Below are 12223 nucleotides of genomic sequence, written 5' to 3'. Positions count from 1 at the left end.
TGCACAACCTGATCGGAGGCGCCGCGCGCAGTCAACCCTGAACGTTCACACGTCCCCCCTTGACTGACGATTGTGGACGATGCTCTCATGCCGAGTAAATGTCCAATATCGGCCTAGAAGGTCATTCGAGTTTTCGGGTGGCGCTAGATCGTGTATTGGTGGGATAACTAGGGTTCCGTGCTACCAGATGGCCTGTCGCGGTTCTTGTCACCGGCCCGTCGCCCAGAGCAATGGAGGACATGATCGACATGCGCGCGCCGGCGGCCGTGGCCGCGAGCTTCGCAAGGAATGCCTGGTCAGAGCGGTGGCTGCCGGGCGGCGCACGGTCAATCCATAAGCCGGGGAAACAAGTCGCCGGACAAAAAAGTTCGCGAAAGACATTTTCCACAGTCAACGTCCCAGTCAGGCCCGAGGTGACTTCGTGATCGACACGCCTGAAGCAGGCGAGAGCGACCTCGACGACAAAACGCTCACCGAGCTTGTCATCGCCATCAACGAGCAGCTCCGGCCTCTGGTCGTCCCGGTGGCCCGCGACCTCGACCGGCGCGCGGCCGACACCCTGCTGCGCTCCTACCTGGAGCCCGCCGGCTTCGCCGACGCGGTGCGCCGGCTGTCCATGCGGCATCTGCTCGTCCTGGTGGGGGAGGCGGACCTGGGCAAGCGGCTCGGCGCCATCGCTCTGCTGTCGCGCATGTCGCTGGCCGAGGGCAGGATCACCGTGCTCTCGCCGACCGGCAGCGCCGCCGACCTGCTCGTCAGGACCGAGTACGGGCCGGGGCGGGCGTACCTGCTGCACGACTGGATCGCCGGCAGCACCGACCCCAGCGAGCTGCTCGACCTGGCCCGCAAGCTCGCCGAGCTGGGGTCGTACCTGGTGATCACCCGGAACGGCGTCCCGTCGCGGGCGGTCGAGGTGGAGCAGCCGTGGTGCGCGCCCGACCCCGGCGAGCTGTTCGACCTGTACCTGAGCGCGTTCGGCGGCCGGAGCGCCCCGGCCGGGGCCGCCACCGCCCGGGTCCGCGCGCTGGCGCTGCGCACGCCTGCCGAGGTCGTCCGCCTGGCCACGCGCCTGGTGCGGGACGACGAGCCCGCGGGCGAGGAGGTGGCCGCCTGGTTCGACACCAAGCCGCCGATGCACGAGGTGCGGGCGGTGGCGGCGCTCGCGTTCGCGCACGGGCTGCCCGAGCCGGAGTTCGCCCGCCGGCTGGCCGCGTTCGAGCGGAGCCGGGAGACCCACGAGCCGGGGCCGGGGCCGACCGGCGCGCCGCACCCGCTGATCGCCGTGCGGGACGGTCTGGTCGTCTTCCGCGTCCCGGACCACCGCGCCCAGGTGCTCGGCGAGCTGGTCGCCCGGTACGGCTACTGGCTGTGGCAGCCGCTGCGCGAGTGGGTGCGCTCGCTGGCCCTCCAGGGGGACGACGTGCGCGCGCGGGCGGCCGAGGGCGTGGCGTTGCTGGCCGCCTGGTCGTTCAGGGAGGCGCGGCAGGAGTTCCTGGAGGTGTGGGCCCGGGGGCGGGCGGGCGAACGGCTGGCGGCGGGCAGTGCGCTGTCGTACATGTGCGCCGACGACGCCCTCGCCCCCGAGGCCCTGCGCCTGGCGCTCACCTGGGCCCGCGACCCGGCCGACCCGCGGGCGGCCGCGGCGGTCGCCGGGCTGTGCGGCGGGCTGTCCCTGCGCTACCCGGCCGACGCGGCGGCCCACCTGCGCCGCCTGGCCGCCGGGGACGGCCCCGCGGCCCGGCTCGCGGCCCACGCGCTCACCCGCCACCCCTGACCCGGACGCGGGCCGGGAAGCCAGGTCAGAGGCCGGCGACGCCGGTGATGCGGTGGAGGGCGAAGCGGTGGACGGCCGCCCTGGTCTCGTCGTACGCGGTCAGGTAGCCGCCCTCCATCCGGGCCGGCTCCAGGATGCGCGAGGTGGCGTTGCCCTGCGAGTCGAGGTAACCGATCCACACCCGTACGCCCTGCTTGATGGCGTCCTGGAGGGCCGAGATCGTGGCGGTGGCGGGGCCTCGGGGCACCGCGCCGCCCGGGGCGTCGACCGGCTCGCGCCGCGCCAGGTGAGCCGCGTCGCCCGCGCGCAGCGCGCGGACGGCCGCCGAGGCCACCTCGGGATCGAGCCCGCTGACCGACGCCACGGCGCGTACGGGCGCCACCCCCTCGGTGCGCCTGCTGTCGAGCTGGGAGATGATCACGTCGCCGTCGAGCGACTCGGCGACCGGCGCGTACCCCATGGCCCGCAGCGAGTCCACCAGCGCCGCCCTGGACGAGCGCGAGGCGATCACCGTGGGGGCCAGCCGGCGCAGGCGCAGCGCGGCGGCGCGGCGGTCGGCGGTGATCTGGTCGAGCAGCGCCGGATCGTCGCACCGGACGTAGGCGCTGGCCGTGCCCACCCGGATCCGCCCGTGCCGCCGCGCCACGTCCGTCACCAGGTACGACAGGGCCTGCGGCACCGGCGTGGCCGAATGGCGGGCCAGCATCGCCAGCAGCTCCTCGCCGCCGTGCCCGGCGTCGAGCGCCCGCCGGATCGAGCCCTCGCCGAACCGGTAGACGGTCGCGCCGCCCTTGGACTCGACGTCGGCGGTGAGCGTCATCCAGCGGTTGAGCTCGCTGGTCAGCGGCCCGGGGGCGACGGCGGTGAGGTCGGCCTGCAGCAGCACGTGGTCGACCGGCTCGGGCAGCAGCGGCGCGAGCAGGCCGGCCGCGTCGCCGCCGTCGAGCAGCGCCCGTCCGTGGCCGGACAGCGTGCCGAGCCCGGTCACGCCGATCTGCTCGGCCTCGCGCAGCGCGAACTCGGTGAGCTGCTCGCGCAGCGGCCCGCGCCGGCGCGGCTGCTCCCAGGCCAGGCGTTCGAGCACCGAGTCGCGGTCGGGCGCGAGGCCCGGCGCGGCGGCCAGCACGCCGAGGGCCGCCGTGCGCACCCCCGGCGCGGAGGCCCGGCGCAGGTCGGTGTGCAGGGCGTTGAGCGGCCGGTCGCGGTCGTCGCGCTCGCCGACCAGGCCGGGCACGCGGTCCATGTGCAGCCAGGTCGCGGCGAGCGTCACCCAGCGGTCGGCGGTGGCCCTGACCCGCCACAGGTCGTAGCCGGAGGTCGGCAGCCACTCGCCGTCGACGCCGCCGCCCGCGGCGACCAGCCCCGCCGCGTGCGCCACCTCGACGACCAGCGCCGCCGCCCATTCGGGCAGGTCGAGGTCGGTCGCGGTGCGCTTCATGTCGCGTACGCCGAGCCCGCCGGTGCGCAGCACCCCCGGCGGATCGATGCTCCACCGCTCGCACAGCTCCTCCACGGACCTGACGAACGAGAACGCCTGGCCCGCCGCCGTACGGTCGGCCAGCTCGCGGTCGCGCGCGGCCCCGCCCAACGCGGGCGGCACGGCGAGCAGGTCGCGGTGGACGCGCCCGCCGCGCAGGTGCAGGCCCACCTCGCGGGGCAGCGTCACGCTCTCCTCGCCGGTGGCCGCGAGCAGCCCGCGCGCCAGCAGCTCCTCGATGGGCGAACGGGCCGAGGCCACGCGCACCTCGCGCCTGGCGTTGGGCACCCGTCCGGTCGGCGGCCCCCACACGAGCTGGTCGAGCGCGCCCCTGGCCTCGGGCGAGACCGCCGCCACCAGGGCCTCGGGCGCGGACAGCGCGGCGGCCAGCCGCTCCTTGCCGGGCCCGTCGGTGCCGGGGGCGACGTCGTCGGCCATCTCGTCGAGCTGCTCGGGCGGGTGGTGCCGGAACACGTCGACGACCCTGGGGCCGAGCCCGGCGGGCTCCTCCAGGACCTTGCGCACGCCCGGCCCGAGGTCGAGCGCGTTGTCGGGGCCGAAGACCAGCGCCAGGTCACGCAGCCGGTCGAGGGCCGCGGTCAGCGCGGGCTCGGGCCTGCCCGCCGCCAGCGCCCGCCCGATCAGGCCGCGCAGCGCCGCCTTCGTCACCGGCCCGTCCTGTACGGCCAGCGTCTCGACGACGGCCAGCGTGAACCGGTCGAGCCGGTCGAGCACCCTGCCGATCGCCGAAGGGCTGGCGGCCCGCGCGGCCAGCCCTTCCAGATGCGCGGGCACCGGAGTGATCAACTCAGGCCGCGCGGAGACGAGCGCCCGAAGCTGTTCGTCGGTGCGCCCCCTGATCCACTCCGTGAACTCCATCGTTGCCATGGTATGTCCCGCCTGATCGGGGCAGCATTGCCAGACGTGATGGAGCGCGCGGACCAAATGGTGCTGAACTACGTCAGCAGGGCGGCCGACGCGGCGCACGGCGTGCTCAGGCCCGACCAGCGGCTCGACTTCGCCCGGCGGCTGCGGGCCACCCTGCGCCTCCCGGCCGTCCGACCCAGGACCGGCCGCGCCGCGACCGGTCCGGCGGGCGACAAGCTGGCCGGGCCGGGGCGTCGCCTGGCTGGCCTACCGGCTGCTCGACGTCAGCTGACCGGCGCGGGGCTGGGGAGCAGTCCGACGGCCAGACGTACCCACGCGGCGACGAACTGGTCCTTCTCCGCGTGGCCCGGCATCTCGCCCACGGTCTCCTGGAACAGCCGGTAGTGGACCACCGAGCCGCCGAGCACCGCGGCGATGCCCGTCCAGTCGACCTTGGCGTCGGCGTACTCGGGCTGGGCGCGGAACCAGGTGGTGATCGCGTCGAACATGGGCTGCAGCAGCCCCTCGCGGACCACCGCGACCAGCTCGGGGAACTGGCTCAGGTCCCGGAAGAACACCCGGGTGAGCTCCGACTCCTCCCGCACCTTGGCCAGGCCCGCCCGGCACAGCAGCGACAGGCGGTCCTCCAGGCCGGCGGCGGCTTCCATGGTGCTCAGCTCGGCCAGGCTCTCGGCGACCTGGCTCCTGGTGCGGGCGGCATGCTCGTTGATCGCGGCCGCGAGCACCTCGTACTTGGACTTGAAGTGCCTGTAGAGCCCGCCCGCGCCCGGGGAGAGCCCTGAGGCGGCCTCGATCTCGGCCACGGAGGTGGCGGCGTAGCCACGCTCGGCGAACAGCCGCAGGGCCTCGTCGATGATCCGCTCACGGGTCGATCTGGTCATGTCTGTGCAGATACCTCCGCAACGAGAGTAGTCGTCAGGGCGCGGTGCGCCTGACCAGGCCAGCCAGCGCCGAACCGGCCACGAGCCACACCAGCGCGGCCAGCCCGTCGTTGACGAGCGTGGTCCAGCGCGGGTCGGCGAGCTGGAACAGGCCGGCCAGGCCCAGCGAGAGCCCCGAGGCCAGCGACTCGACGAGCTGGTACCAGCCGTTGGCCGGATTGGCCCGGAACACCGTGAAGACGCCGTGCAGCGCCAAGGAGAGCGCCGCCAGCCTGGACGCGAGCCGCACCGCGTACGCCACGAGCGACACGACCCGCCGCCAGGCCGTCACCGGCGTGCCGCGCGGCCGGGCGGGCCGATGGGGACGGGGAGCGGCGGCGACCAGCCGGTCTTCCGTGCCGGGCGTGCGGGGGGTCTCTGACACGGTCACTCCTCTCCGATAAGTAATTCCTTTCTGCCCATTCCCAGAGTCCCACAACAAGGGTCGTTACCGACGTGGATGCGGCGTTTGGCATCCTGCACGGGTGACTACCTCAGTGGGTTTCGACCTGGACATGACATTGGCCGACACGCGATCAGGCATCGCGGCCGTTTACGACGAGCTGTCAAGCCGTTTGGGCGTGCACATCGACAGCGGTGAGATCGTCACCCGGCTGGGGCCGCCGCTGGAGTACGAGCTGGCCAACTGGATGCCGGCGGAGGCCATTCCCACGGCCGCCGAGCTGTTCCGGGAGATCTATCCCGCGGTGGGCGTTCCGGTGCACACCGCGATGGCGGGCGCGTACGAGGCCATCGCCGCCGTACGGGCCCGCGGCGGCCGGGTGATCGTGGTGACGGGCAAGAACCCGCGCGACGCCGCCGGCACCGTCGAACTGCTCGGGCTGGCCGTGGACGAAGTGGTCGGATCGGTGTTCGGCGCCGCCAAGGGAACGGCACTCGCGCGCTTCGGCGCGGCGGCTTATGTTGGTGACCATGTCGCCGACATCGAGGCGGCACGCGCGGGCGGCGCCACGAGCGTGACCGTCGCGACGGGCCCTTACACGGTGGGAGAGCTGCGTGAGCACGGAGCCGATGTGGCGCTCGCCGACCTGACCGAATTCGCCGACTGGTTCGCCGGATGGCGTGCGCGCGACGAACTACGGTAATTGCCGGGCATTTTCCCGGTCGCCTCCGCGCGCTTCGGGGCATAACCTACATCCATTCATCCTTTTCGACTGTTTGAACGAGGTCCTCCTGTGCCGAGTGGCAAGGTCAAGTGGTACGACGCCGACAAGGGTTTCGGCTTCCTCACCCGTGACGACGGCGGTGAGGTCTTCGTGCATTCCTCCGCGCTTCCCACAAACGCCGGCCCGCTCAAACCAGGCCAGAAGGTGGAGTTCGGCGTGGCCGAGGGCCGCCGGGGCCAGCAGGCGCTGTCGGTCCGGATCCTGGACCAGCCGCCGACCCTGGCCAAGACGAAGCCCAAGGGCAAGCGGAAGACGCCCGACGAGATGGTCGTCATCGTCGAAGACCTGATCAAGCTGCTCGACGGCGTCTCCACCTCCTACCAGCGGGGCAAGCACCCCGAGGCGGCGCACGCCAAGAAGATCGCCCAGGTGCTCAGGGCCGTCGCGGACGACCTCGACGCCTAACCGCCCGGGTTCGTCAGGGGTTTGGTGCGGTCGAGGGTCTCGGTCCGTTGCTGATCGGGGTCCTCGGCCCGCTGCCCGGACAGCTTGGCCTCGGCCGCCCGCACCCGTCCCCGCCGGGTGACCAGCAGCCAGCCGAGCGCGCCGGTCAGCGCGACCGCCGGCGCGACGAAGCCGGCCAGGGAGCTGCGGGTCAGCGACAACACCAGCCCGAGCAGGCCGCCGAACACCCAGGCGAACTGCAGCACCGCCTCCACCACCCCGAACGTGGACGAGCGCACCTCCTCGCCGATCTCCCGCTGCACGATCGCGTCGAGCGCGAGCTTGCCCAGCTCCTGGGCGAACGCGGTGACCAGCGAGACCGCCAGCGCGGTCCACAGGCCGAACAGGACGGCCGTGGCGATCGTGGTCGCGGCCGTCACCGCCAGCGTGACCAGCACGATCACCTGGGGGGAGTGGTTGCGCGTCCAGTTGGCGACCGCGGCCCCGGCCAGGCCGCCCAGCCCGGCGGCCAGGGCGAGCAGCGCGATCGTCCTCGGCACGTCGAAGAACGAGGCGGCCGCCGCCGGCGCGGCCAGCCACGGCACCGCTTTGTCCTGGACCAGGAAGAGCAGGAAGAACACCAGGAAACCGGAGAAGATCCGGAGCGCCACGTTCGCCCAGACCGCCTCGGCCACGGCCGGGCCCACCTTGAGCAGGGTGCGCCAGCGCGGCGCCACGCCCTCCTCCTCCTGGTCGGGCGAGTCGACGTGCCGCGGCAGGCGTACGGCGGCGACGCCGAGCAGCAGGAAGGCCGGCATGGCCACGCGCAGCACCACGGCGCTGCCCAGCCACGCGGTCAGGCCCGCCCCGACCGGCACCGCCACCCCGGCCGCCACCAGCGTGAACAGCGCCACCCGCGCGTTGGCCGAGACCAGGGTGATGTCGGCGGGCAGCACGCTCGGCATGATCGCCGCCCTGGACACGTTGTACGCCTTCGACAACACCAGCACGCCCAGCGCGCCGATGAACAGCGTCGGCAGGTCGCCCGCCCCCACGGCGGCGGCCATGGCGAAGCAGAGCAGCCCCCGGCCGAACAGCGTGCCGGCCATCACGTAGCGGCGCCCCGACCTGAACCGGTCGAGGATCGGCCCCACGAACGGCGCGAGCAGCCCGAACGGCAGCATCGTGATGACCAGGTAGAGCGCGACCGACCCGCGCGCCTCGCCGACCGGCACGCCGAAGAACACCGTGCTGGCCAGGGCCACCGTGACCAGCGCGTCGGCGGCGCTGTTGCCGGCCGACAGCTCGATCAGCCGGCCGAGCCCGGTACGGCCCGCGCCGCCCGCGTACGTCAGCTTCCTGGTCGCCCTGCCCGCCTTGCGCGCCCCCCTGGCCGTGGCGCGGCCGGCCCGGACGGCGCCGCTCGCGGTGGCCCGGCCCGCGCGCACGCCGGCGCGCCCCGCGCCGCCGATGGCCTGGCCCATCCGCCGCGAGATGTCCCGAGCCTGCTCCCAGCCACCCCCCACGCCTACCAGTCTTACCCGATTCACCCCTCTTCTCAGCTTCGGATCGGCGGTTGTGGGTCTGCCAGGTCCGCCTATGGGTGAGAATGAAGTGTGAGCGAACAGCACCTTCAGGCGGAGGCGGCCCGATGAGCCGCACCCGGGCCCGCGTCCCCGCTCCCGACCAGGCCTGCGTCGCCGCAGTCGATCTGGCGCGCGCCGCGGCGCAGGAGCTGGCGCACCCGGGCGAGGCCGGCGAGCACCTCGGCTTCGAGAGCGAGGGCGACCGGATCGTCACCCACTACTTCGCCTGCCTCGACCGGGCCTATCGCGGCTGGCGGTGGGCCGTCACGGTCACCCGCGCCTCGCGCGCGAAGAAGGTCACGGTCAGCGAGGCCGTGCTGCTGCCCGGCTCGGGGGCGCTGCTCGCCCCCGAGTGGCTGCCGTGGAGCGAGCGGCTGCGGCCGGGCGACCTGGGCGTCGGCGACCTGTTGCCGACCCCCGACGACGACGACAGGCTGGCGCCCGGTTTCACCGAGCTCGACGAAGATGCCGACCGTCAGATGGTTTTCGAGTACGGCCTGGGCCGAGCCCGTGTGCTCTCGGCCATCGGCAGAGACCGGGCTGCCAGACGCTGGCACGCGGGCGAGCACGGGCCGCACACTCCGATCGCACACGCCGCGCCCGCGCAGTGTTCCACCTGCGGGTTCTACTGGCTGCTCTCCGGTGAGCTGCGGCTGTCGTTCGGCGTCTGCGCCAACGAGTACGCCCCCGACGACGGCAAGGTCGTCGCCGCCGACCACGGCTGCGGCGCCCACTCGGAGGCGGCCGTGCTGCCCCCGCCGGTCGAGCAGGCCATCCCGATCCTCGACGACCTGGGTTACGACCTGATCGAGGAGGAAGAGGGCTCGGTGGACGGATCCGCCACCGAGGAGCTCGGCCACTCCTGACCGGAGCACGGGCGCGAGCGCGGGCACGGCGGTTTCGTCGGTCAGGGGGGCTAACCTACCCTGGCCCCTCTTCACTCGACCAGGATCGTGATCGATGACCGACACCTTTGGCACTGACCGGATGCGAGCCGCCGTCCTCTCCGCCTGGACGGCCTCGCCCGCCCGCTTCCGCGAGGACGCCAACGCCGAGGAGGACTTCGCGCTCGGCGGCTACCGCGACCGGCTGATCGTCGAGCTCGCCCAGAACGCCGCCGACGCGGCGCTGCGCGCGGGGGTGCCAGGGGTGTTGCGGCTGACGTTGCGCGGCGACGTGCTGACGGCCGCCAACACCGGCGCCCCGCTCGACGCGACCGGCGTGGAGGGCCTGTCCACGTTGCGCGTGTCGGGCAAGCGCGACGAGATCGGCGCGGCCGGCCGGTTCGGCGTGGGCTTCGCGGCCGTCGTCTCCGTCTGCGACGAGCCGGCCATCGGCTCGCGCGGCGGCGGCTCGGTGCGCTGGTCGCGGGCCGGCACGTCCGAGCTGGTCGCGGGCATCCCCGTGCTGGCTGGCGAGCTGGCCGACCGGGCGGGCCACGTGCCGCTGCTCAGGCTGCCGTTCGACGCGCCGCCGCTGGAGGTGCCGGGCGGGTTCGACACGCTCGTCCGGCTGCCGCTGCGCGACGCCGCGGCGGTCGACGCCGTCCGCGCCATGCTGGCCGAGACCAGCCCGGCGCTGCTGCTCGGCCTGCCCGCGCTGGAGGCCATCGAGATCGACCTCGACGGCGCCACCCGCACGGTCGTGGCCGACGGCTGGCACGTCGTGTCGGACTCCGGCGAGTTCACCCCCGACGAGGTCGCCAGGCTGTTCGCCGACCGGCCCACCGAGGAGCGGGCGCGGCCCTTCTGGTCGCTGCGCTGGGCGGTGCCCGTCACCGGCACCGGCGAGCCCGGCCCGCTGCCCGCCGCCGTGCCGCCCGTCGTGCACGCCCCGACGCCGAGCGACGAGCCCATCGACCTGCCCGCACTGCTGATCGCGTCCTTCCCGATGGCCACCGACCGGCGGCACGTCGCCAAGGGGTCGCTCACCGACTTCCTGGTCGAGCGGGCAGCCGACGCCTACGTCCGGCTGCTGGGCGAGCTGCCTCGCACGTCCAGGCTGCTCGACCTGGTGCCGTCGCTCATGGGCAAGGGCGAGCTCGACGCGCGCGTCCGGCGGGCCGTGCTCGAACGCCTGCCGTCCGCGCCGCTGCTGCCCGCGTTGTCGGCGCCCGCGCCCGCGGTCCAGACTCCCTCCTTCGCCGAGGCCGAGGTCTACGAGCCCGACGCCGAGTGGCGGGTCGAGCATCCGGCGCGCGAGCCCGAGGGCGACGGCTGGGTGGTCGCGGGCCGGGAGGCGGCCGTCGTGGCCGGGGCCACCGCCGAGCTGCTCGACACCGTGGCCGACTTCGTGCCGGGGCTGCTGCCCGCCGGATGGCCGGCCAGGCATCCGGCCATGGTCGCCCTGGGCGTGCGCCGGGTGGAGCTGGCCGACGTGGTCGACCTGCTGTCCGGGGAGGCCGTGGAGGCGCGTGAGCCGTCCTGGTGGCGCTCCCTGTACGCGGTGCTGCCCGCCGACGACCCCGAGTCGCTGGGCGCGCTGCCGGTGCCGCTGACCGACGGCCGCGTGGTGCGCGGCCCGCGCGGCACGCTGATCCTCACCGACGGCGGCGCCGACCTCGACCTCACCCCGCTCGGGCTGCGCATCGTGCATCCGGAGGCGGCCCATCCGGCGCTGCTGCGGCTGGGCGCCGCCGAGGCCACCCCGCGCACGGTGCTCGAAGACCCGCTGACCAAGGCGGCCGTCGCGCAGTCGCTCGACAGCGCCGACCCCGAGCCGGTCGCGCGGGCGGTGTTGTCGCTGGTGGCGGCGTCCGGGCTGGTTCCCGGCGAGGCGCCGTGGCTGGCCGAGCTGGCGCTGCGCGGCGCCGACGGCGAGCTCTACGCGGCCGGTGAGCTGATGCTCGCCGACGGCGCCCTGGCCGGGCTGCTGGCCCCCGACACCCACCTCGGCGTGGCCGCGCCCGAGCTGGAGGAGACCTACGGGGCGCGGGTGCTGGCGGCGGCGGGCGTGCTCGACGGGTTCGCCGTCGCCCACGACTCCGACGTGCTGCTCGACCCCGACGACTGCGACCACGACCTCGACGGCGAGACCGACTGGCTCGACCACGTGCTCGACCTGCTGCCCGACCTCGCGGTGCCGCCGGTGGTGGCCGAGTTCGCGGCGGTGCGCGACCTTGAGCTGGTGGCCGACTGGGAAGCCGCGCTGCCGCTGCTGACCCGGCCGCCGCTGCGGGCCGCGCTGCACCCGCTGCGCGTCGAGGGCGTGGAGGTGCCCTCCTACACCGCGTGGTGGCTGGCCAACCATCCGGTGCTCGGCGGCCGCAAGCCGCTTGAGCTGCGGCTGCCCGGCGCCGACCCGCTGCTGCAGGGCCTCTACGCCGACGCGCCGGCCGGGCTCGACGAGGCGGCGCTGTCGATGCTCGGCGTGCGCACCACGCTCGCCGAGCTGCTGGCCGCCCACGGCGGCCCGGAGGAGCTGCTGGAGCTGATGGCCGACCCGGCGATCGAGGTCGACCGGGCGCAGCTGCGGGCGTTGTGGATCGCGCTGGCCGCCGTCGATCCGGCCCGGGTCGAGCCGCCCTCACGGGTGCGCGCGGTGCTCGGCGGCGACATCGTGGTGGCCGCCGCCGAGGACGCCGTGGTGGTCGAGGCCCCCGACCTGCTGCAGCTCGTCACCGACCGGCCGCTGGTGCTGGCCTCCTACGACCTGGCCGAGGCGCTGTCGGAGCTGCTCGACCTGCCGCTGGCCGGTGAGCTGGCCAGCGGTGAGGTGACCTCGCAGGGCGAGGTGCGCGCGGTGCCGCCGCAGGTGCGCTCGCTGCTGCCCACTGCGCCCGAGACGTACGTCGAGCACGAGAAGCTGCTGGTCGACGGCGTCGCCTGCACGTGGCGGTTCTTCGAGGGCGCGGTCCACTGCACCGGCGTCGACGGGCTGGCCCGCGGGCTGGCCTGGGCCACGGGCCAATGGAACGACCGGCTGGCCGTGGCCGCGCTGCTGCGCGACCCGGAGGCGGTGCCGTTGCTGCTGGCCGAGGCCGACCTGTCCTGAGACCGGCGGGCCGC

The 12223-nt window shown here is 74.3% G+C and carries 9 protein-coding genes; 5 read left to right on the top strand and 4 right to left on the bottom strand.

The features are described 5' to 3' along the window. Window positions 1-421 precede the first annotated feature (421 nt). Window positions 422-1774: a hypothetical protein gene (locus ACFYUV_RS46285; RefSeq protein ID WP_387681317.1), complete on the top strand. Its 1353-nt coding sequence runs from the start codon at window positions 422-424 to the stop codon at window positions 1772-1774. 25 nt (window positions 1775-1799) lie between these two features. Here ACFYUV_RS46285 and ACFYUV_RS46280 read toward each other — a convergent pair whose 3' ends face one another. The 3 genes from ACFYUV_RS46280 to ACFYUV_RS46270 form a co-directional block, all read right to left on the bottom strand. Further along, on the bottom strand, window positions 1800-4130 hold the full coding sequence (locus tag ACFYUV_RS46280) for a helicase-associated domain-containing protein (protein ID WP_387681316.1): 2331 nt from the start codon (window positions 4128-4130) through the stop codon (window positions 1800-1802). 272 nt (window positions 4131-4402) lie between these two features. After that, on the bottom strand, window positions 4403-5020 hold the full coding sequence (locus tag ACFYUV_RS46275) for a helix-turn-helix domain-containing protein (protein WP_357976178.1): 618 nt from the start codon (window positions 5018-5020) through the stop codon (window positions 4403-4405). 34 nt (window positions 5021-5054) lie between these two features. Continuing rightward, window positions 5055-5444 (bottom strand): hypothetical protein, encoded by a 390-nt coding sequence (locus ACFYUV_RS46270; RefSeq protein WP_387681313.1) that lies wholly within the window; start codon window positions 5442-5444, stop codon window positions 5055-5057. Between the two features lie 112 nt (window positions 5445-5556). On the opposite strand from ACFYUV_RS46270, the gene ACFYUV_RS46265 reads away from it, so the two are divergent. Continuing rightward, window positions 5557-6165: an HAD family hydrolase gene (locus ACFYUV_RS46265; RefSeq protein ID WP_387681310.1), complete on the top strand. Its 609-nt coding sequence runs from the start codon at window positions 5557-5559 to the stop codon at window positions 6163-6165. 90 nt (window positions 6166-6255) lie between these two features. Next, window positions 6256-6651, top strand: coding sequence for a cold-shock protein (locus ACFYUV_RS46260; RefSeq protein ID WP_352320910.1), 396 nt, complete (start codon window positions 6256-6258; stop codon window positions 6649-6651). Here the strand turns inward: ACFYUV_RS46260 and ACFYUV_RS46255 are convergent. Further along, window positions 6648-8156 (bottom strand): MFS transporter, encoded by a 1509-nt coding sequence (locus ACFYUV_RS46255; protein ID WP_387681308.1) that lies wholly within the window; start codon window positions 8154-8156, stop codon window positions 6648-6650. The two genes, ACFYUV_RS46260 and ACFYUV_RS46255, sit on opposite strands and share 4 nt — an antisense overlap. 125 nt (window positions 8157-8281) lie before the next feature. Between ACFYUV_RS46255 and ACFYUV_RS46250 the strand changes: the two genes are divergently transcribed. Next, complete coding sequence (locus ACFYUV_RS46250; RefSeq protein WP_387681305.1) at window positions 8282-9082, top strand: DUF3027 domain-containing protein; 801 nt, start codon at window positions 8282-8284, stop codon at window positions 9080-9082. Between the two features lie 94 nt (window positions 9083-9176). Beyond that, the gene (locus ACFYUV_RS46245) at window positions 9177-12209 is read left to right on the top strand and encodes a sacsin N-terminal ATP-binding-like domain-containing protein (RefSeq protein ID WP_387681303.1); all 3033 of its coding nucleotides are present in this window, start codon (window positions 9177-9179) and stop codon (window positions 12207-12209) included. The last annotated feature ends 14 nt before the right edge of the window (window positions 12210-12223 follow it).

This window comes from Nonomuraea sp. NPDC003560 (assembly GCF_042878785.1).
GTDB lineage: Bacteria > Actinomycetota > Actinomycetes > Streptosporangiales > Streptosporangiaceae > Nonomuraea.
This window is presented reverse-complemented; position numbering and strand designations above follow the sequence as displayed.